The organism is Streptomyces sp. V4I2 (assembly GCF_030817655.1).
In the GTDB taxonomy this organism is placed as follows: domain Bacteria; phylum Actinomycetota; class Actinomycetes; order Streptomycetales; family Streptomycetaceae; genus Streptomyces; species Streptomyces plumbiresistens.
In genome coordinates this window covers 10,151,452-10,170,998 of record NZ_JAUSZM010000003.1, presented here as the reverse complement: position 1 = coordinate 10,170,998, position 19,547 = coordinate 10,151,452, and the positions used below count along the sequence as shown (strand labels likewise).

The following is a 19,547-nucleotide window of genomic DNA, read 5'->3' as shown; positions in this document are numbered from 1 at the left end:
GACGCGAGGTCGAGGCGCAGCTCGTGGTTCAAGCGGATCGCGACTGGCGAGGCTCGGGACTTCGAGGCCGAGCTGCTGGAGTGGTGGGCGGCCTTCGCCCGGACCGACGGCGCTGTGCCGCCGCCGGGTGCCGACACACCTGGGTGACGTACAACCGGCCTTCGCGGCACCGTTCTTGCGGCGGTGTGACGCCTCACTGGCGGTCGTCGCCAACCTAGGACCAGACGCGAAAGCAGCGCACCCCTTCTACTCCTTCCCTCCGATCGCCTCGACCGGCCGAATCCTCAGCAGCACCCGCGTCGGCACCATCGTGCCCGCGGCCGCCAGCACCGCCGTCGCCCCCGCGATCGCCAGACAGCCGAGACCGGACACGGCCGGCCACGGCGAGTCGCTCAGTGCCAGGGACACGAGGATCAGCGGGAACGCGGACAGCAGCGTCCCGATTCCCACCCCGGCCACGATGACGATGACGGTCTCCCGGCGCATCATGCCCACGACCTGACGACGGGCGGTCCCGGACAGCCGCAGGAGCGCGAACTCCCGCCGTCGTGCGCCCGTACTCATCGCCAGCGTGTTGACGACGGTGATCGCCGTGTACGCGATGATCAACCCCACGACGAGGTAGTTGACCCAGGCGTTCGCCTGCTGCTCTGTCAGCTGGTCGTCGACGGCGAGCCCGTCCCGGAGCACGGTGCCCGGGTAGTCCGCCGCCACGTCGGAGAGAGCCTCGGGGACGCCGGATGCCGTGGGGTCGGAGCGTACGAGTACGGACGCGTCGACCTTTCGCGTGGTGTGGGCGAGCAGCAGGTCGTGCTCCAGGGTGACCTCGGCGAACCCGAAGCCGCGTTCGTAGACGGCGACGACCTGTCCCCGGAACGGGGTGCCGTCGCCCAGGTACAGCCTGGCCGTGTCACCGACGCCGAGGCCGAGCCAGGACGCGGTGGTGGTGCTGATCGCCACGCTGGTGTCCGACAACGTGGTCAAGTCCCCTGCGCGCGACCGCAGATCGAGTGCGGTGCCGAGGGCGCGGGGGTCCACGCCCTGCGCGCTGAGCGAGACGGACGCCTCTGCGCCCAGCAGCCTGCCCACCGCCACGACCTTGGATTTCACGATTCCGGTGGCGGACCGCACCTGCTTCATGTCCCTCACCTTGTGGGCCAGTTCGGGTGACACCCCGGACGGCGCCGTGAGGACGTGGTCAGCGACAAGGCCGGACCGCAGTTGGTCGGCCGACTCCCTCAGGCCGGTGGTCTGGGTGAAGACCACGGTCGACGCGAAGGCGACGGCGAGCACGAGCGGTGTGATCGCACCGGCCAGTCTGCCCACGTTGGCCCGCGTGTTGGCCGCCGCCAGGAAGCCCGTGACGCCGGTCCTGTTCACCAGCGGGCCGAGCAGGCGTACGGCGGCGCGGGAGACCAGCGGGCCGAGCACTGCGACGGCGATCACGAGGAGGAGTACGAGGGAGTTGGCGAGCCCGACAAGGGTGAAGAAGTCGGCGTTCTGCGCGAGGCCGGCGGCGAAGATGCCCGCCGCCAGGACAAGGAGCACACTGCCGGCGACCTTGCGTCCGCGGCCGAGACCGGGGGCCTCCAGCGCGGCTTCTCCGAGCGCCTCCGTCGGCCGTATCCGGGTCGCGCGCCCAGAGGCGGACAGTACCGCGACCAGCGCGGTCAGCACGGTCACGAGCACCGCCGCGAGGAAGGGCAACGGGCTGATGGCGAGCCCGAAGTCGGGCGGCACGATGCCGTGTCCGGCGAACCGGTCGCGCAGCCAGTACACCAGGACCAGCCCGACCGGACAGCCCAGCGCCCCGGCGACCAGGCCTGTGACGGCGGCCTCCGCGGCGACCAGGCGCCGGATCTGACCGGGTGTGGTGCCGATCGCGCGCAGCAGCGCGATCTCCCGGCGGCGGTGCCGGATGGACAGCGATGTCGTGGCGAACAGCACGAAGACGGCGATGAGCAGGACGTTGCCGCCGACCGCGGCCGCCAGCACCACGAGATTCGACCCGCTGGCGGTGATGTCGAGGAACTCCACCCGTCCGCGCCCCTCCCCCGTGTGCACGGCGAGCGTGTCGTCGTCGAGCGCCGCCTTGATGTCGTCGGCCAGTCGCTCGGGTGACGTACCGGGGGCGGCGAGGACACCGAAGGCGTACGCGGAGGGCGCGGGCGCCAGTTGGCGCAGGGCCGGTTCGGACATGAACGCGACCGACCGGCGGGGCGCCCGGCCGTCCTTCAGCGTGACGAGTCCGGCGACCTCGAAGGTACGGGGCACGGACGTGGTCATGAGGCGGACCTCGTCCCCAGGGCGGATGCCCGCCCGTCCGGCGATCTCGGTGTCCAGGGCGATCTCCCCGGCCGTGCGCGGTGCGTGGCCGGCGGTCAGTCGGAAGTCGCCGAGGGACAGGCCCGACCAGTTGTGCGCCTCCGGTGCCGAGCCGTGCCGCCCGGCCACCGGCTGCCCGTCCCCGGTCACCAGGCGCACCGCTGCGCCTATGTCCGCGATCACCGACCTGACGCCGTCGACGCCAGTGATCCGGTCGGCCACCGAGGCTGCCAGCGGTACGCGTTCCGGCAGCGGCTGCGACTCCTTGAGGGACGATCCGTCCAGGTCCTTCAGGGTCAGTTCCACTTCCTGCCGGCCCGCGACGACCGCGTCGGCCGCCGCGTATCGCTCGGGGGACGACCCGGCCCGTATGCCCGACTCCAGGAGCATGCCGCAGGCGCTGAGGACGGCGGCACCCAGCAGCAACGCGACGAACGTACCGGCGAAACCGCCCTTGCGGGCCTTCAGCGTCAGCAGGGCGAGGCTCAGCATCAGGCGGTCCTCCGCAGGCCGGAGAGGACTTCCGCGACACGGTCCGCGCTCGGTGCGCCCATTTCATCGACGATGCGACCGGTGCTCAGGAAGACAGCGTGGTCGGTGTGTGCGGCGGCCACCGGGTCGTGCGTGACCATGATCACCGTCTGGTGCAGATCGGTGACCGCCTGCCGCAGCAGGCCCAGGATGTCCCGGGCGGTCTGCGGGTCGAGTGCTCCGGTGGGCTCGTCGGCGAAAATCACCTGGGGGCGGGTGACGAGGGCGCGCGCGATCGCCACCCGTTGCTGCTGACCGCCGGAGAGCTGCGCGGGAAAGCGCGCGAGGCAGTCGCCGAGGCCGACGGTGGTCATGATGTGGTGGAACCAGGCCGCGTCCACCTCCTTGCCGGCCAGCCGCAGGGGCAGCGTGATGTTCTGCTCCACAGTGAGAGAGGGGAGGAGGTTGAAGGCCTGGAAGACGAAACCGATGCGGGTGCGCCGCAACTCCGTCAGCCGTCGCTCTCTGAGTGCCGCCAGGTCCTGGCCGCCGAGGCGGACCTCCCCCGAGGTGGGCCTGTCGAGGCCGGCCGCACAGTGCAGGAACGTGCTCTTGCCCGAGCCCGAGGGGCCCATCACCGCCGTGAACGTACCGGGCTCGATGCCCAGGCTGACCCTGTCCAGCGCCAGGACGGCCGTCGGACCCTCGCCGAACTGCTTGGTCAGGTCCGTCAGTTGCACCGCGTACCGGCCTTTGGCGGCGAACACGTCCCCTTGTTGGCCCCACGACCGCACCATGACTCCTCGACTCCTCGACGCTTCGTACGGCATTCCGTTATCGGATTCGGATTCCGTGCTCCCTCAAGTGCATCGGCGACAGCGGGTCGTAGCCTCGGCCGCACAGTCGAACTCGTGCGTCCCTCGGCCGGGCGAGACCCCTCGTGGTCTCCGCCGTACGAAGGAGCAGAGGGCGCCCCTGACCTGCCGCGCGCTGCGAGTTCCTCCTCCCTGCGGAGGATGCCTTCACGAAGGAGACGGCCGTCCCTCTTTCAGCCCCAGGACAGATCGACGCACCTGGCGATCCGTCTAACGTGGGGTCCATGACGCTGGATTCGTTCGCGGGGCGCCGCATACCCCCGGCCCTCACCGACGCGGGTCTGGCCCTGCTGCTCGCCGCCGGACTGCTGGCCGTGGCCGAGGCGATGCCGCCCGGCGGACCCGAACTGCGCACCCACGACGCGCGGTTCTTCGTGCTCGCCCTGCTGTCGATGCTGCCCCTGGCCGCCCACCGCCTCTTTCCGCTGCCCGCCCTGCTCGTGATGGCGGCGGCCGCGAGCGTCCTCCAGGGGCTCCACTACGTCCCGCAACTCTCCAGTCCCGACGGCACCTCCATCGGGCCGAGCTACCTGGGCGTGGCCACGGCCGTGTTCCTCACCGCCGTGCGGGGCACGCCGAGGACCGCCACCCTGGTGGTGACCGTGCTCATCCCGGCGGCGGCCGTCACCGAAGCGGCGCTCGCCTCGCCCGGCTACCGGATCGCCACACTCCTGACCGAGGCGATGATTCTGGTCGCCGCGTGGGCCCTCGGCCGGCTCCACCGAGCGCGCGCCGCCATCCGGAACCAGGCCGTGGAACGGGCCGCCGCGCTCGAACGCGAGCAGGTCGCCAACGCGCGCGCCGCCGTCATGGAGGAGCGCGCCCGGATCGCCCGCGAACTCCACGACATCGTCGCGCACAACGTCAGCCTGATGGTCGTACAGACCATCGCCGCCGACCGGGTCCAGGACCGCGACCGCCAGAAGGCGCACGAACTGCACGGCACCATCGAGGAGACCGGACGGGCAGCCGTCACCGAACTGCGCCGGCTCCTCGACCTCCTGCGTACGGACGAGGAGGCCGAGACCGATCCCAACAAGGAGCCGCCGCAGCCCACCGTCGAGGCCATACCGGAGCTGGTGGACTCGGTGCGCGCCGCAGGCCTCGCCGTCGACTTCGAGACCACGGGTACCCCCGCCGAGCTGCCGGCCGGTTCACACCTCACCGTCTACCGCGTCGTACAGGAGGCCCTCACCAACACGCTCAAGCACGCCGGCCGCACCCGCACCGACCTCAGCGTCGCCTGGGAACCGGAGCGTCACCGCCTCACCGTCCGGCTCTGCGACGACGGTCCACGGCCCGGCGACGGGACTCCGCGTCCGCCCGCCCTGTCCAACGGCTCGGGCCATGGACTGGTCGGCATGCGGGAGCGCATCGGCGCCGTGGGCGGCTCCCTGCACACCGGCCCCCGCCCCGGCGGCGGTTACTGCGTCCACGCCGTCATCCCCCTCCCCACGCCCGACTCACACCACGAAGGGCACTGCCCGCATGCAGGCCATCCGCGTCCTGCTGGTCGATGACCAGCCCATGATCCGGACTGGATTCCGGCTCATCCTCGAAGCCGAACCGGACATCATGGTCGTCGGCGAGGCACCGGACGGCGTTTCCGCCGTCGCGAGCGCCCAAGCCCTGCGGCCCGACATCGTCCTCATGGACATCCGCATGCCGCACATGGACGGTGTGGAGGCCACCCGGCTCATCGTGCAGACGGGATCACCGAGCCGCGTCGTCATCCTGACCACCTTCGACCTGGACGCACACGTCGTGGACGCTCTGCGTGCCGGAGCCAGCGGCTTCCTGGTCAAGGACGGTCCCGCCGACTCCCTAGTGGACGCCATCCGCACCGTCGCCGCCGGCGACGCCGTCCTCTCTCCCCGCGTCACCCACCGCCTGTTGGACCGCTTCGCCCATCTCGCCGCGCCCACGATTCCGGTCGTACCGTCCCGCCTCGACGCCCTCACCGGCCGCGAACTCGACGTCCTGCGCGCCCTCACCCGCGGGCTGTCCAACGCGGAGATCGCCCGCGAACTGGGCGTGGGAGAAACCACGGTCAAGACGCACATTGCGCACATTCTGGAGAAGTACCAGCTCCGGGACAGGGTGCAGGCCGTGATCCTGGCATACGACAGCGGGCTCGTGATGCCCCGCGGTCCCCGATGAACGGGCCAGGCGGGTGATCAGTACTCCGTCTCTCGGCGCAGCGGACCGCCGACCCCGTGGAGGTGCCGCAGCACCTCGGCGTTCCCGCGCCCAGCAGGCCGAGTACTTCCCGCTCGCACGGGGTGATGGCCGGCACCGGGGTATCCGTAGGGGTGTCGGAGGCGCAATGGGATCGGAGAGCCTGCGCAACGAGGCGGTCGAGCGTGTCCCGGCTGAAGGGGGCCTCTCCCTTGGCGGCCCGGCGTACGGCGTCCGGGAATTCGGTCGGTGGGGTGTCCTCGAGTTCGGCCTACGGAAAGGTGGCACGAGCCGCGCGCATCATCTGCCTGCCGAGCCTGGGGGCGGCGGCACGTGATGCGGGGGACGGGGGTACGCACGGCGGCGTCGTCGAGCAGCAGCAGCGGGTCATGTCCGCCGGCGGCCCCCGCTGCCGGCCCGGCCATCGTCAGACCGGTGGTGTGCAGACGCCCGCGGCAGAACGCCTCCAGGCTGTCGGTGTCGTGTACGGCTCCGCGGGCGACCGCGGCCTCGACGCCGCCGGAGTGGGCGTGCCCACCGGCAGGGAAGCGGCGGGCCATCGGCCAGGAGGAGCAGGGCTGCGCGGCTCATGGGCGAGCGGCTGTCTTCCACAGCGCCGTCCCCCGCGTGACGTCGCCGCCAACACCGGCGACTCCGAACAGGTTCAGGTGGATGATGCTGGAAGGGGGATGAACGAGGAGCGAGAGATGAGCAGCATGATCAAGCGGATCCCCGGCTCGCCCACGGTGCCCGACCTGCCCGACCTGCCCGACCTGCCCGACTGGGACGAGGCAGGATTCCCCGCACTGAACACAGCATCGGCAACGCACGGCATCCACGTCGAAGAACGCCTGACGCAAGGCACATACGAGCTGCGCGCGGAGCTGCCAGGCATGGACCCCGACAAGGACATTGAGATCACCGTCACGAACGGCATCCTGACGCTGCGCGCCGAGCATCGCGAGACCACGGAGAGGCACCCCGCCCACTTCCGCTACAGCCACTTCGAACGGCTGCCGGCCGGGGCGCAGTACGACGCAGCGGCGGCGGAGTACAGGGACGGTGTTCTGACCATCACGGTCCCGATCCCGGCGCCGGAGGCGAAGGCGGACTCCACGGCCATCCCGCTGCGGCATTCCTGAGCTCCGCTCCCGCCCCGCGGCACAGCCTGTACCTGACCGCGTCCTCCGGAGGCTGCACACTCACGATGTTGGCGGGCCTAGAACAGACGACCCTGGGTAGTCGGCACCTGCTGGCAGGGAAGCGGCGTAGCGCCTGGGGAGGTCGACGCCGCTTCCCTGCTGCTTGTTCAAAGAGGCCCCAACAAAGCCGTGGGACCTGTCGGTGGTTGATCAGGCAGGCGGCGAGGCCGAGGACAGCTTCGGGGATGTCGTCGCGTCGTACCCAGCCAATAAATGCGGGAGGTCTTCCGCGCCGACTGTCCCACCGGCCACCGCCGGCCGAGGACTCGCTCGGCAAACAGATGCTCGCCCTGCTGGGGCAGTTGGAGGCCGCCTGCGCAGATGCGGACGATCCTCAGTTCGCCCGGGCTCGGCGTCCAGCAGCAGGCAGCTTGACGTCCGGCTCCGTGAAATGTCTGTTTATGGTCCCCGGTCCTTAAGTAGCCTTGGGTCCTACGCTGGTGTGGTGTCCGAGCGCACCGGACGGGCTGGGGAGAGAAACTGAGGTCGACGAGGAAGCCGACGCAGTGAGCCGCGAGCCGTTCGCGCACGACACGGCCACTCGAATCGAACACCTGGCACAGACTGAGCCCGGGTGTTTGGGTCTGCCCGAGCAGACACCAGCGCCATCACCACGGAATAACCGAGTCCGGTTACTGGGACAGGGAGAGAGCTACACGGCCTGGCGCCTCGACGCCGACGGAAGTCCTCCCTTGGTCATCCGGGTCCCACGCAGGGCTCCCGAGGACCTGCCCCGGCCGATGAGCAAGGAGTTCGCCGCCCTCCCCCTCATTCCGGACGGCATCGGCCCCTCGGCCGTGCTGCTGGAACAGGCACGCGACAACCCTCTGGGATCTCCCTACATGGTGTGCGGGTACGTTTCCGGCCGGGTGCTCCACCCCGCAGAGTGGAACGACGGCCTTCTGGCCGCTCACGCCCGCCAACTGAGCAGACTTCACGCCCGGACCTTCGATCGGTGCGGTGACGTCGACGCACCGGCGGAGAAGCAGGGCACGAATCTGTCACTGACCCACCTGTTCACCACCAGCCTCACCTGGTGGAGCGAGACATTCCCGCACGTGGTCGACGACCCGGAGGTCAGCCGGCTGCTCCCCCGCGTGGAGGACTTCATGGCGGCGGCGGAACCCGCCTTCGGGCGCTTGGAGCGGTTCACCCTCGTCCACGGCGACCTCGTGGTTCCCAACATCCTGGTCGACGACGCCGGCACGCCACGCTACGTGGACTGGGAATGGGCCGAGATCGGCGACCGGGCCAAGGACCTGGCCTACATCGGTGGCTGCATACCGGCTCCGCCGTGGTACCTGCCGCTGGATCGCACGAGGATCCGCCGGTTACTGGAGACCTATCTGCGGCACGCCTCCGACACCTGCGACGAGACGCTGGACAGCCTGCAGACGCGCCGCGACGCCTGGGAGGTGTACGAGCGGTTCTTCTCCTCCCTGCACTTCCGCACCCGCCGCAACAGCCCCGAGGACCTGCAGACCGGTCTCTATACCCATGCAGTCGCTCAGCTCACAGCCGGTCTCCGCCACCACCTCGCACCGTTCTGATCCAGCCTCGAAACCGCCGGCATCGCCGTATCTCCACGACCATGCGTGGGTAGCCATCGCGGCCCGGCCCGGAAGCGGGATCTCGACCGCGCAGGGGCTCGCACAGGGGGTGCGCCGTGTGCGTAGCCGGTGGCCTCGCGGCGACGTAGTGGCGCAGCAGGACGGGGCGCTCGACTCCGCGATCTCCACGTAGGCGAGGTCGGCATGGCGGTCTCCTTCGTGGGCCGTGGTGACCCCACTATAGCGTTCACTTCTGATTCATTGCAACGACGCGAGCGGGACTTGTTGCGTTAGACTCCAGACCATTGCAATGAATTCTCCGCCGTCACCTGCATTAATAGCGATAATACGCAACGAGTATGTTGCCGGATCTATGAATGCAACGTAGCTTTTCTTCCATCGGAAACAATGAGCCGAAGGAGAGCACGATGCAGAAGTTCGCCACCCCCACCCCGGTCTCCGCCCTCCTCGACATCCCCGCCGGACGCATCCGCTTCATCGCCGCCGACCGGAGCGACGCCAAGGCGGCGGACCAGATCACGGTCACCTACGACGACGGCGACGGCGTCCTGCGGATCGAGGCCGGCCAGATCACAGTCGGCGCCGCCCGCGGCGTCTCCGCCTCCCTGGACGCCGGCACCGGCCACGGCCGGATCCACAACGCCCTCAAGAACACCGACGGCGCCGACGCCGCCCTCACCATCCACGCCACCACCGCCCGCAGCCTCTAAAAGCACCCTCTCTCCGGAAGGACGCAGCCATGAAGTCGCCCCTCGCACCGAAGTCCGAGACGGCGACTTCGGCCTCTCCCGGCCACATCGCCTCCTTCCTACGGTTTGTGATCTTCGGAGGTGGCGTCGGGATCCTCTCCAGCTTCGCGGTACCGCTGTTAGCCATGACCATGCCCTGGGCGGTGTCGAACGCGGCCATCACCATCGCCTCCACCCTGCTGTGCACCGAACTCCACGCCCGCTTCACCTTCGCCAAAGGGCGCAGCGCCGGATGGCGAGAGCACTGGCAGTCCGCGGGCTCGGCAACCGCCGCGTACCTGACCACCAGCGTCGCCATCTACGTCCTACATGCGGTGCAGCCCTCCCCCGGCACGCTGACGGAGCAGACCGTCTACCTCACCGCCTCCGGCCTCGCCGGCACAGGCCGCTTCATCATCCTGCGCCTCTACGTCTTCGCCGGCCGCCACGGCCGCACCACACAACCACTGACGCAGCAAGAGACCCCAGCCATGCCCCTCCCGACAGGAATGCGGCAACCGTCGTACACGAGCCGGCCCAACGGACCGCGGCCACAGCTGGCGGCGTAAAAGCCCCCGCCCCACCAGCCCAACACTCACCTTTGGAGCGCCTCGGCGGGCAGCGGAGCCCGGTACAGCGCCCACAGGTCTCCGATGTCGAGGGCCGCGGCCACCGGTGGCGAGCACGACGAGCAAGGGCGCCACCAAACCGGCCGCCTGATGCGCGGCCATGTGTCCGGTGAACGGCGGCAGCCATGCCTCCCATGGGACGGCGACCGAGCAAACCTGCACGACCTGTAGCGGAACTGGTGGAAGCGGAGCAGCTTGTGTTGGATCGTGCCCTCGTACAGCTGGAACCCGCCGATGCCCAGGCAGATCCCGGACCACCAGGCCGGGCGCAGCAGGCACGTCCCGGCGCCGCAGGTCGGCGTACAGGAACAGGCCCGCCGCATGGCCAGCCGGCCTCCGGCGTGGATCAGTCCGTCGGACACCAGGCCCACATCGGGGGTGGACTAGTCGTAGAAGTGGTGCCGGTGCAGCAGCAGGTGGAAGACGGTCTCGTCGACGAACGCCGCCTCACCTGTCCTTGCCCATGGCGTTGCGTACGGCGTCCCGGGTGCGGTCGATCAGCGCGGCGCAGGGCCCGAGCCTGATGTTCTTCGCTGCGGACTCGGTGCCCGGGTTGAGGTGAGTGGGTGCCATGGCCCGGCCGCCCTGATGCCACCGGCGAAGGAGGCGAGGCGTTCGGGGTCGGCGGTGCGGCGGATGTGGATGAACTCGTATCGTTCCTCCGCCCGCGCGTGTGCCATCACCTCGGTGCGCAGAGCGGCGAGTTCGGACAGGAACTTGGGGTCGCCGGTGCCCGCCCCGTCCAGCCGGGCGAGGGTCTCCTTGGCTTCCTTCTCCTCCGCCAGGCGGTCCTTGACCACCTCCTCGCCGCCGGTGACCGACTTCCGCGTGAAGGTGTGCACGACCTCTTCCTCGGCGGTCTTGTGCACGGCCAGCAGCCGTACCAGACGCAGGAAGGCGTCCCGGCGTTCGTCGCCCGTGGTCTGCTCGACCTCGTCGAACAGGTTGCGGATGTCGCCGTGCCGGCGCATCAGCAGAGCCACCACGTCGGCTTCGCTCGCGGCGATCCCGGCCATGTCAGCTCCTCTCCCTGGACGCCGCGTCAGGGTGCTCGCCCTCGGTCTGCGAGCGGTACTCGCGGCCGAACAGCTCCCGGTGCTGCGTCATCACCCGCTCGCTGGGCGGCTCCTCACCACCGTGGATCTGCTCCTGCAACCGCTCGAATCCGCTCGGGCGCGAGGATCTCCTGCGGATCACGGCTGTCGTGACGGCGCATCAGGTCGCAGGCGATACGCAGGTGTTCGAGCTCCATGTTCAGGTGCAGCTCCCAAGTGGCCTTCACCTTGGGGTCGGGCTCCTGCTCCATGAAGGAGTGGTAGAGGTAGCACTCGTTGTACTCGTGGCTGACGAGCTGCTCCCACCACGTTTCGCCCGGGTCGACCAGGGACTCGTAGTGGGTGACGTGCTCCGTCCGCTGCGAGATGGGTCTGCCGTCGCCGCGCCGTGCTCGACGCCGCGGCGACCTGCAGGAGCCATGCCGGTCCCCCAGGGCCTGTTCAGGCCCTGGGGGAGGCCACGGGTCAGGCGGGGGTGATGTTCTCCGCCTGCGGGCCCTTCTGGCCCTGGGTGATGTCGAAGGTGACTGCCTGGCCCTCCTGCAGCTCGCGGAAGCCGGAGGCGTTGATGTTGGAGTAGTGCGCGAAGACGTCCGGTCCGCCGCCATCCTGGGCGATGAAGCCGAAGCCCTTTTCGGCGTTGAACCACTTCACGGTTCCGCTGGCCATGCTCGTGCCTCTCAGTCAATGTTCAGGAGCCGCACCGCGCGGTCCTGGAGGTGATCGCCCTGGTTCGGCACCGCACAGCAAAGCGCCCGCGCCAAAGCGCGGGCAGGTCCTGCGAACCACGACAGCTGGCAGTGACGCTACACGGCAAAACCGGCCCCCACCAGAGAACAACACCTACGAGCCGCGCCGCACTTCGGGAAGCCTCTGCCTGGATCGAGTCCGCGCGCCGGGCAGACCCTCCATCACGCACCCCCGCTCCGGATGCGGCGCTGCACCTGCGCAGTCCGGATCGGACACGCACCGACGGCGTCGGCGCACGGCTGGAGTGAATCCAGGGGTCCGCGGATGACGGCACGGCACGCCGTGCCCGCTGGGGAGAACAGGCATACGTACAGCCGTGGCGCTGGTCGCCCGGCCGGGCACTTTGCCCGATCTCGCCGGCGAGGAGGCATGAGCGTGAGCACGCACGAGCAGACGTCCCCGAACGGCTGGCGCGTCGTCCGCACCGCGTCGTCCCGACCGGACAGGCCAGTCTGGGCGCCCCCGCCGTGCCCGCCGTACTGGAGGCACTGCGCACCGGAGCGCCGTACGACAACTGGCTGCTCGTCTTCGACAACGCCGCGGGCGTTGAGACGGTGCGCAACTACTTCCCCACCGACGGACCCGGCAAGGTCATCGTCACCTCCCGCAACCGCGTCTCGGAGCGGATCGCCACCCTGCTGCCGGTGCCCTGAAACGGTCGCCCGACCTGAGCACCGAGGACTCCGAGCAGGCGGGCGCCTGGCGCCCCTCGCCGGAGCTGGTCGCCCGACGGGGCTCAGGGCGATGGCTCCTGTTCGATGCTCGAACCGTGATCAACAGCAGGGGTGGCAGGAGTCGAACCTGCGGCATCCGGTTTTGGAGACCGGCGCTCTGGCCAGCTGAGCTACACCCCTTCGGTGGCGTCCCAGCGTGACACGCCCGGCCGGGCGGCCACCACGGGTTTTCCCCCGGCGTTCCGCCGCACGCGGGCACACCTACCGCCGGTTCGTCCTGCAAGACTCAGACATGGAGGGCGGGCCGGTAGATGAGTTCTTGGATGTGGCCGTCGAGCGTCCGGTGCTCGATCAGCTCGAGGTCGAAGTCGGCCGCACCCTGGAAGATCGGGTCCAGTCCGGTCTGACCGGTGATCACGGGGAAGAGTGTCACCTGGACGCGGTCGACCAGGCCCGCGGCCATCAGTGCCCGGTTCATCGACAGGCTGCCGTGCGAGCGCAACGGCACCTCGGACTCCTTCTTGAGCCGGGCGACGACGTCGACGGCATCGCCGCTCACGACGTTGGCGTCCGGCCAGTCGAGGGGTTCCGCCAGTGTGGTCGACACCACCGTTGTCAGCAGGTTCCTCATCCGGGTGACCCATGGGTCACGCACCTCGGACTCCTCGGTACTCGAGGCCAGCATCTGCGCGAACGCCCGATACGTGTTGGCCCCGAAGACCATCCGCTGCTCCTCGCCGTAGAGGGCGAGGCGGTGGTCGAGGAGCTCGGGGCCTTGTTTGCCCCAGTAGCCGGTCCAGTTGCCGCCGGCGGCGCCGAAGCCGTCGAGGCTGGAAAAGACGTCGAAGGTGTAGGTAGCGGTCATGGTGTTCTCCACGAGTGCGGTTGATCGCGTGTTGGGGCTGATGCTCCCTTCGGGCGACCGGACCCGCGACGCCCTGCAATAGGGAGACCGGCAACCACGGCGAGACTCATCGCTCTTGGACTCCTGAAGTTCTTGGACCCGTCCGCCCCAGAGCAACGCCGAGCACCGGACAGTGCCCTCACCGGGTGAGTCCGGCCTCGTCACAGGCGGGCCGGAGCTCCCGGGTGCAGATCTGGTCGACGCTGTACACGCCGTCCTTGACGAGTGTCTGCTTGATGGTGTCGGCCGTCACCGCGGTCGAAGTGAGCAGGACGGACGGGATGTTCTGGGTGGTGGGGCTGTCGGTTGCCGTCGTGGCGATGTCGCGGGCGTCCTCGCCGCGTCCCAGGGCGACAGCCATGGCTGCGACTGCGGCGGCTTCCGCTTTGAATGGTTTGTACACCGTCATGTACTGCTCGCCTCTGATGACGCGCTGCACAGCCGCGAGTTCGGCGTCCTGGCCGGTGATCGGTGGAAGTTCTCGCACCCGGGCGGCTTTGAGGGCGGCGATGACGCCTGCCGCGATGGCGTCGTTGGCTGCCAGGACCCCGCCGATTCGGTTCGGGCCCAGAGCCGACACGGCAGCGGACATGTTGGCGTGGGCGTTCGCCGTGGTCCAGCCCAGGGTGTCGTACGACCTGGCGATCTTCGTCTTGCCCTTGAGGACGGACAGGGCGCCCTCGCGGTACGACGCCGCGTTGGGGCTGGTGGGATCGCCGTTCATCATGACGACGTTCTCGTCGTCTGCTGTTTCACCCATGGCCTTCAGGAGCGCCTCGCCCTGGAGCTTGCCGACCTGAGCACCGTCGAAGCTGACGTAGCCGGAGATCGGCCCTTCGGCGAGCCGGTCGTAGGCGACGACGGGGATTCCCTCCTGCTGTGCCTGCCGGATGGAGGAGCGCAGCGCCCTGGTGTCGGCGGCGTCGAGGATCAGAACTCCGACCCCCTTGGTGATCATGGAGGTGACCTGCTGCAGCTGCCTCGTCGCGTCGTTCTCGGCGTTGGCGTACTCCATCGTGCAGCGGGGACAGAGTTTCTTCAGGTGCTGCTCGATGAAAGGCTTGTCGGAGTGTTCCCAGCGCGGGAGCGCTCGGCTGGGCAGCAGCAGGCCGACGGTGAAGCTGTCCGTGCTCGCCTCGTCGTCTCCTCCGCAGGCGGCCAAGGGGATCGTCATGAGGCCGGCGACCAGCGCCGCGACGACATGCCGGATACGTGTCCTCATGGCAGGACCCCTCGTTCTGGCCGGGGTTCCGAGTCCGCGGATGCGGACTCGGAACGCGGCACAGCGATCTCGCTCCACACCTGCTTTCCGCCGGCCACGGGCATCGAACCGAAGGAGTCCGACATCGCCTCGACCAGAAGCAGGCCCCGGCCGCCGGTCGACTCCCAGTCCACGATCACCGGTTTTGCGGGCGCCCGGGGCGAGGAGTCGCTCACACTGACGCGTACCCGGTCACCACGCAGCGTCAGATCCACGCGTACGGGCCCCTGGGTGTGCACCAGCGCATTGGTGACCAGCTCGGACACGACCAGGAGCACCGTGTCGGCTGCTTCCTCGGTTTTCCACCGGCGCAGAGTGCGCGCGGTGAAGCGGCGGGCGTGCATGACGGCGTCGGGCAGCCGCCACACCACCCAGTCGGCCCGGATCGGCCGCGTCTTCAGGCCGTCGTAGCGCAGCAGCAACAGCGCCACGTCGTCCTCACGTCGGCCGACGTCGCCGAGCAGTTCGTCGGCCATGCGCCCCGGGTCGGCCGGATCGGCCGCGGCGAGTGCGGTGCGCGTGCGGTGCATGCCCTCGTCCAAGGGCAGGTCGGAGGCCTCGACCAGACCGTCGGTGACCAGGGCGAGCACCGTGCCGGGCTCCAGCGCGAGCGCGGTCATGGGGAACTCCGCCTCGGCGAGGATGCCGAGCGGAAGCCCGCCTTCGACCTCCACCTCCTCGGTACGTCCGTCAGGATGGCGCACCAGCGGTGAGAGGTGGCCGGCCCGTACGAACAGGGTGTTGCCCTCCTCCAGGTCCAGTTCGACATAACAACACGTGGCGAACAGATCGGTCTCCATGCCGACGAGGAGGCGGTTGGCGTGGGACACGACCACGTCGGGCGGATGGCCCTCCACCGCATACGCCCTGACCGCGGTACGCATCTGGCCCATGATCGTCGCGGCTCCGGCGCTGTGTCCCTGCACGTCACCGATGACCAGTGCGACCCGCTCCTCGGACAGGGCGATGACGTCGTACCAGTCACCGCCCACCTGCAAACCCCTCATGGCGGGCAGATAACGTGCGACGGCCGTGCACCCGGGCAGTTCCGGAAGGCGTCGGGGCAGCAGGCTGCGCTGGAGCATCGTCGCGAGTTCCTGCTCCGCGTCGTGCGCGTGCGCACGCTGGAGGGCCTGTCCGACCAGCGCGGCGGTGGCGGTCAGCAGGGTTCGTTCCTCGGGGACGAACTCGTGCGGCTGGTCCCAGCCGACCAGGCACACGCCGGCGACCCGTCCCTTGGCGGGGAGCGGCAGCACGGCCAGACCGCCGCTGCCGATGCCTGCCAGTCCGGATTCGAGGGCCGACCCGGCGGGCCACAGGTCCATACGTCCGTCCTGCAGAGCCATCTGCAGGGTGGGAAGAGCGCTGACCGGCGCGTCGGGCCATTCCGAACGCCACTGGGAGCGCCACATCTCCGGCCAGGCGGCGGGCTGCGGCGGGTCCAGCACGGTGACCACGAGCCGGTCTTCGTGCAGTTCGGCGAGTGCTACGCGGTCGGCGCCCAGCGGCTCGCGCAGCGCGGTGACGGCCACTCGGCCGACGTCACTGACCGTGGCCGCGGCATCGAGTGCGGCGGTCAGCCACTGGATCCTGGAGACGTCATCGGCGCTCCGGCTCAGAACCGAGGTCGCCGTCACCACGCCCAGCACCTGCTCCGGCCGAGCGTCGGTGCCCGCCGCCGTTCGGCAGCTCAGACTCAGCCAGCGCATTTCACCGGTAGGGCGCCGGACACGGAACTCCAACTCCCGCCGGTCGTATGCCTGGCCTTTGGGTTCCAGGAGCGACATGAGTGCGTGCATGTCCTCCGGGAGGGCGTGCGCGAGCAGGGTGTCGGCCTTGCCGTCGAAGTCGTCCGGCGTGATGCCGACCAGTTCGAGCAGCGCCTCGTCCGCCTCGATCAGGCCGGTGTCCGGCACCAGGACGAAGGTGCCCACGCACAGACTCCGCAGCGCGGGATACAGCACGGCCGAAGGGTCGGGGCGGCCGGTCCCGGCCTGCAACAGGTTGGCGATCGCGTCGGCATAGCGCTCCAGGAAGCGCCGTTGCTCGGCCGCGAAGCCGTCCACGGACCCGCCCATGACGACCAGGCAGCCCAGCCGTCTGCTCCCGGACGCGAGAGGCAGCGCGCCGAGGGCCATCTCCGCTCGCGGTGGCGCCGGCGCGTTCTCGAAGTAGGAGGCGAGTACGGCCGGCGTGAGCCACACGGGCCGGTCGGTGTGGAAGGCGTGCGCCGCGGGTGAGCCACCGGACAGCGGCAGACGCTCCAGCACTCCCTCCGGCACGCCGTACGGGGAAGTGGCGCGTCCGGCCGTCTCCACCAGCCGAAGCTCTTCGTTGTCGGCGTCGGGCACATAGACCGCTGCCAGCTCCACGCCGGCGAATGTCAGGGCCCGATCGCTCACGGCGGCCTCCGGCATCGCAGGCTGAGGAGATCCACTGCCTGCCGTGCCGGCCTCGGCTGCCCGCAACTCGCTGACTCCGGCCCGGGCCCGGCCGTCATGAGGCATGTCCGCAACGTACCTCCCGCCCATGGCGCAGGTGCCGATGCGCTGGGAGAGCCAGGCACCCACCTACCAGAGTCTCATATACGAAGGAAACGGACAGATTCATGGTTGTGGTCACGGGCCGCGGAGGGCCGGTGCATTCGCAGATCACCGCCCCCGGTGCCACACTGACGACGTGGTCGTGTTGCTCCTTCCACGCGGTGCGTTGGAGCCTGACGTCGGGCTTCGGCATCGCGGCGGCCGGCCGACTGCCGATGCCGGGGCGGTCGGGCGGAGGCCTCAGCACGCGAGCAGACTCACCACAGCGATTGGCGTCGCACGCCGTCACGCCCTGCTGACAGGGCCTCGACCTCGTGCGGGCCCCGCACGCCGTGTCCCACACGCGCCCGCCGCCGGTTCTGCGTGCACCGGTCGTGCGCCGCCTGGCGAACGCCGGCGGGGCGCGGCCGTTGGATCTCACGCCCGTCGACGGCCGGTCACGGGTAGCCGACGAAGGAGGTCCCGCGCATGAAGGCCTGCACACGGGAGGCGGCCCTCGCCATGTCCGCCGTCTCCACGGCCGTCGCCCTCGCGGCCTGCGGGCCCGAGGCCGGGAAAGACAGCGGCGGGGACGAGGCACCGAGGATCGGCCTGCTCCTGCCGGACGCCACCACGGCTCGTTGGGAGGGGCAGGACCGGCCCCTGCTCGAAAGGAAGATCGACGAGCTGTGCGCCGACTGCGTGGTCGAGCACACCAACGCCAAGGGCGATGTGGCCGTCCAGCAGGAACAGATGAACTCGATGATCGCCAAGGGAGTCGATGCCATCGTGCTCGTGGCCGTCGACGCCAGATCACTCGGCGCCGCGGTCAGGAAGGCCGACGAGGCGGACATCCCGGTCATCGCCTACGACCGCCTCGCGGAGGGCCCGATCGCAGGCTACGTCTCGTTCGACGGCGAGGAAGTCGGCAAGCTCCAGGGCAGGTCGCTCCTGAAGGCCATGGGTGACACGGTGAGCGACGGCCAGATCGTCATGATGAACGGCGATCCCAGTGACCCCAACGCCGTGTCGTTCAAGAAGGGCGCGCTGTCCGTGCTTGAGGGGAGGGTGAGGATCGGCAAGGAGTACGACACCCTCCAGTGGCGGACGGAGACTGCGAACATGAACATGTCCGGCGCCATCTCGGCCCTCGGCGTCGGCAACATCAACGGGGTCTACGCCGCCAACGACGGCCTCGCCGCCGGCAGCATCACCGCCCTCAAGGCGAACAAGGTCGATCCGCTGCCCCCGGTCACCGGGCAGGACGCCGAACTGGCAGCCGTACGGCGCATCGTGGACGGCGATCAGTACATGACCGTCTACAAGCCCTTCGGCCCCGAGGCGTCCGCCGGAGCCGCCTTGGCCGTGGCGGCGGCCCGCGGTGAAACCCTCACCCCGGTTGCCCCGGACAAGGTGCGGACCAGCACGGGCGAGGAGGTTCCGGCCGTCATGCTCGCCCCCGTGTCCGTGACGGTCGACAACATCAAGGACACCTTGGTGAAAGACGGCGTGTACACGATCCGGCAGATCTGTACGCCCCGACTCGCCACCGCCTGCAATGAGGCCGGGCTGACCTGACTGGTCGGTTCCTCACGAGGTCCGGTCCGGGAAGGAGATGTTCTCCGTGCCGACTCCCCCCTTGCTGGCGCTGCACGGCGTGTGCAAGCGCTTCGGCGTCGTCGAGGTCCTCACGGACATCGAGCTGGAGATTCGCGCCGGTGAGGTCGTGGCCCTGCTGGGCGACAACGGGGCCGGCAAATCCACCCTGGTCAAAGCGATCTCCGGAGTGACGCCCGCGGACCGGGGCGTCATCAGGTGGGAGGGCCGGACGGTCCACATCAAGCGCCCCCACGACGCCCGTGACCTCGGTATCGCCACCGTCTACCAGGACCTCGCCCTGTGCGGAAACCTCGACGTCGTGGGCAATGTCTACCTCGGGCGGGAGATCCGCCGGTTCGGCTTCCTCGACGAGGTGGAGATGGAGCGCCGCACCAGACACCTTTTGGAGGGCCTGACCAGGAGCATTCCTGATCTGCGTGCCCCCGTCGTGTCACTGTCCAGCGGTCAGCGGCAGACGGTCGCCATCGCCCGCTCGCTCCTCGGTGACCCGCGGCTCCTCCTCCTGGACGAACCGACCGCGGCGCTCGGCTTCGACCAGACGACCGAGGTCCTGGACCTCGTCGACCAGTTCCGTGACCGCGGTCTGGGAGTACTGCTCATCAGCCACAACATGGGGGACGTCAAAGCTCTCGCGGACCGGGCCGCCGTCCTGCGGCTCGGCCGCAACAACGGCTTCTTCAACGTGAGCACCGCTTCTCAGGAACAGATCATCTCCTCCGTCACCGGCGCCACGGAAAACGTGCCGCGCCGGATGGCCCACCGGGAGGCTGGATGGTGAAAGG

At 69.6% G+C, this 19,547-nt stretch carries 15 protein-coding genes, 1 tRNA gene and 4 pseudogenes; 9 read left to right on the top strand and 11 right to left on the bottom strand.

Annotated features, from left to right (window positions below):
* Positions 1 to 246: 246 nt before the first annotated feature.
* Both QFZ76_RS47520 and QFZ76_RS47515 read right to left on the bottom strand, forming a co-directional pair.
* Positions 247 to 2,817 (bottom strand): FtsX-like permease family protein, encoded by a 2,571-nt coding sequence (locus QFZ76_RS47520; RefSeq protein WP_307679525.1) that lies wholly within the window; start codon positions 2,815 to 2,817, stop codon positions 247 to 249.
* Complete coding sequence (locus QFZ76_RS47515; RefSeq protein WP_307679524.1) at positions 2,817 to 3,593, bottom strand: ABC transporter ATP-binding protein; 777 nt, start codon at positions 3,591 to 3,593, stop codon at positions 2,817 to 2,819. Before QFZ76_RS47515 ends, QFZ76_RS47520 begins: the two co-directional genes overlap by 1 nt.
* 302 nt (positions 3,594 to 3,895) lie before the next feature.
* Here QFZ76_RS47515 and QFZ76_RS47510 point away from each other — a divergent pair, with 302 nt between their 5' ends.
* Positions 3,896 to 5,191 carry a sensor histidine kinase gene (locus tag QFZ76_RS47510; RefSeq protein ID WP_307679523.1) on the top strand — a complete coding sequence of 432 codons (1,296 nt, stop codon included), beginning with the start codon at positions 3,896 to 3,898 and terminating at the stop codon, positions 5,189 to 5,191.
* Positions 5,160 to 5,831: a response regulator transcription factor gene (locus QFZ76_RS47505; protein WP_307679522.1), complete on the top strand. Its 672-nt coding sequence runs from the start codon at positions 5,160 to 5,162 to the stop codon at positions 5,829 to 5,831. Before QFZ76_RS47510 ends, QFZ76_RS47505 begins: the two co-directional genes overlap by 32 nt.
* Positions 5,832 to 6,123: 292 nt before the next feature.
* Here QFZ76_RS47505 and QFZ76_RS47500 read toward each other — a convergent pair.
* A pseudogene (locus tag QFZ76_RS47500) lies at positions 6,124 to 6,440 on the bottom strand (urease accessory UreF family protein); the annotation flags it as partial.
* 98 nt (positions 6,441 to 6,538) lie between these two features.
* Here QFZ76_RS47500 and QFZ76_RS47495 point away from each other — a divergent pair.
* The 4 genes from QFZ76_RS47495 (at position 6,539) to QFZ76_RS47480 (ending at position 9,919) form a co-directional block, all read left to right on the top strand.
* A complete protein-coding gene (locus QFZ76_RS47495) occupies positions 6,539 to 6,991 on the top strand; it encodes an Hsp20/alpha crystallin family protein (protein ID WP_307679521.1) in 453 nt (150 codons plus the stop codon).
* Positions 6,992 to 7,491: 500 nt separating this feature from the next.
* Complete coding sequence (locus QFZ76_RS47490; RefSeq protein WP_307679520.1) at positions 7,492 to 8,601, top strand: phosphotransferase family protein; 1,110 nt, start codon at positions 7,492 to 7,494, stop codon at positions 8,599 to 8,601.
* Between the two features lie 428 nt (positions 8,602 to 9,029).
* Positions 9,030 to 9,332 (top strand): hypothetical protein, encoded by a 303-nt coding sequence (locus QFZ76_RS47485; RefSeq protein ID WP_307679519.1) that lies wholly within the window; start codon positions 9,030 to 9,032, stop codon positions 9,330 to 9,332.
* A gap of 29 nt (positions 9,333 to 9,361) precedes the next feature.
* Positions 9,362 to 9,919 carry a GtrA family protein gene (locus tag QFZ76_RS47480; protein WP_307679518.1) on the top strand — a complete coding sequence of 186 codons (558 nt, stop codon included), beginning with the start codon at positions 9,362 to 9,364 and terminating at the stop codon, positions 9,917 to 9,919.
* 26 nt (positions 9,920 to 9,945) lie between these two features.
* On the opposite strand, the gene QFZ76_RS52050 is transcribed toward QFZ76_RS47480, so the two are convergent.
* The 4 genes and pseudogenes from QFZ76_RS52050 to QFZ76_RS47465 all read right to left on the bottom strand — a co-directional run bounded on the left by QFZ76_RS52050 (position 9,946) and on the right by QFZ76_RS47465 (position 11,703).
* Positions 9,946 to 10,350: a DUF2243 domain-containing protein gene (locus QFZ76_RS52050; protein ID WP_373464468.1), complete on the bottom strand. Its 405-nt coding sequence runs from the start codon at positions 10,348 to 10,350 to the stop codon at positions 9,946 to 9,948.
* Between the two features lie 76 nt (positions 10,351 to 10,426).
* Positions 10,427 to 10,995, bottom strand: a pseudogene (locus tag QFZ76_RS47475) (hemerythrin domain-containing protein).
* A gap of 1 nt (position 10,996) precedes the next feature.
* Positions 10,997 to 11,387 (bottom strand): annotated as a pseudogene (locus QFZ76_RS47470) (hypothetical protein); the annotation flags it as partial.
* Positions 11,388 to 11,499: 112 nt separating this feature from the next.
* Positions 11,500 to 11,703, bottom strand: coding sequence for a cold-shock protein (locus tag QFZ76_RS47465; protein WP_037751662.1), 204 nt, complete (start codon positions 11,701 to 11,703; stop codon positions 11,500 to 11,502).
* Between the two features lie 545 nt (positions 11,704 to 12,248).
* Here QFZ76_RS47465 and QFZ76_RS47460 point away from each other — a divergent pair.
* Positions 12,249 to 12,431: pseudogene (locus QFZ76_RS47460) on the top strand (hypothetical protein); the annotation flags it as partial.
* Between the two features lie 133 nt (positions 12,432 to 12,564).
* Here the strand turns inward: QFZ76_RS47460 and QFZ76_RS47455 are convergent.
* The 4 genes from QFZ76_RS47455 to QFZ76_RS47440 all read right to left on the bottom strand — a co-directional run bounded on the left by QFZ76_RS47455 (position 12,565) and on the right by QFZ76_RS47440 (position 17,130).
* Positions 12,565 to 12,638 (bottom strand) — tRNA-Trp (locus QFZ76_RS47455).
* A 106-nt stretch (positions 12,639 to 12,744) separates the two neighbouring features.
* Complete coding sequence (locus tag QFZ76_RS47450) at positions 12,745 to 13,323, bottom strand: dihydrofolate reductase family protein (RefSeq protein WP_307679516.1); 579 nt, start codon at positions 13,321 to 13,323, stop codon at positions 12,745 to 12,747.
* Positions 13,324 to 13,501: 178 nt separating this feature from the next.
* Positions 13,502 to 14,584 carry a sugar ABC transporter substrate-binding protein gene (locus QFZ76_RS47445; protein ID WP_307679515.1) on the bottom strand — a complete coding sequence of 361 codons (1,083 nt, stop codon included), beginning with the start codon at positions 14,582 to 14,584 and terminating at the stop codon, positions 13,502 to 13,504.
* A complete protein-coding gene (locus QFZ76_RS47440) occupies positions 14,581 to 17,130 on the bottom strand; it encodes a SpoIIE family protein phosphatase (RefSeq protein ID WP_307679514.1) in 2,550 nt (849 codons plus the stop codon). Before QFZ76_RS47440 ends, QFZ76_RS47445 begins: the two co-directional genes overlap by 4 nt.
* A gap of 504 nt (positions 17,131 to 17,634) precedes the next feature.
* Here QFZ76_RS47440 and QFZ76_RS47435 point away from each other — a divergent pair.
* Both QFZ76_RS47435 and QFZ76_RS47430 read left to right on the top strand, forming a co-directional pair.
* A complete protein-coding gene (locus QFZ76_RS47435) occupies positions 17,635 to 18,723 on the top strand; it encodes a substrate-binding domain-containing protein (protein WP_307679513.1) in 1,089 nt (362 codons plus the stop codon).
* Positions 18,724 to 18,760: 37 nt separating this feature from the next.
* On the top strand, positions 18,761 to 19,543 hold the full coding sequence (locus tag QFZ76_RS47430) for an ATP-binding cassette domain-containing protein (protein ID WP_307679512.1): 783 nt from the start codon (positions 18,761 to 18,763) through the stop codon (positions 19,541 to 19,543).
* The last annotated feature ends 4 nt before the right edge of the window (positions 19,544 to 19,547 follow it).

Coding starts and splice junctions, on each gene's coding strand:
- QFZ76_RS47520 (WP_307679525.1), bottom strand. CDS start 2,817: ATGCTGAGCCTCGCCCTGCTGACGCTGAAGGCCCGCAAGGGCGGTTTC.
- QFZ76_RS47515 (WP_307679524.1), bottom strand. CDS start 3,593: ATGGTGCGGTCGTGGGGCCAACAAGGGGACGTGTTCGCCGCCAAAGGC.
- QFZ76_RS47510 (WP_307679523.1), top strand. CDS start 3,896: ATGACGCTGGATTCGTTCGCGGGGCGCCGCATACCCCCGGCCCTCACC.
- QFZ76_RS47505 (WP_307679522.1), top strand. CDS start 5,160: ATGCAGGCCATCCGCGTCCTGCTGGTCGATGACCAGCCCATGATCCGG.
- QFZ76_RS47495 (WP_307679521.1), top strand. CDS start 6,539: ATGAACGAGGAGCGAGAGATGAGCAGCATGATCAAGCGGATCCCCGGC.
- QFZ76_RS47485 (WP_307679519.1), top strand. CDS start 9,030: ATGCAGAAGTTCGCCACCCCCACCCCGGTCTCCGCCCTCCTCGACATC.
- QFZ76_RS47480 (WP_307679518.1), top strand. CDS start 9,362: ATGAAGTCGCCCCTCGCACCGAAGTCCGAGACGGCGACTTCGGCCTCT.
- QFZ76_RS47465 (WP_037751662.1), bottom strand. CDS start 11,703: ATGGCCAGCGGAACCGTGAAGTGGTTCAACGCCGAAAAGGGCTTCGGC.
- QFZ76_RS47450 (WP_307679516.1), bottom strand. CDS start 13,323: ATGACCGCTACCTACACCTTCGACGTCTTTTCCAGCCTCGACGGCTTC.
- QFZ76_RS47445 (WP_307679515.1), bottom strand. CDS start 14,584: ATGAGGACACGTATCCGGCATGTCGTCGCGGCGCTGGTCGCCGGCCTC.
- QFZ76_RS47440 (WP_307679514.1), bottom strand. CDS start 17,130: ATGCCTCATGACGGCCGGGCCCGGGCCGGAGTCAGCGAGTTGCGGGCA.
- QFZ76_RS47435 (WP_307679513.1), top strand. CDS start 17,635: ATGAAGGCCTGCACACGGGAGGCGGCCCTCGCCATGTCCGCCGTCTCC.
- QFZ76_RS47430 (WP_307679512.1), top strand. CDS start 18,761: ATGTTCTCCGTGCCGACTCCCCCCTTGCTGGCGCTGCACGGCGTGTGC.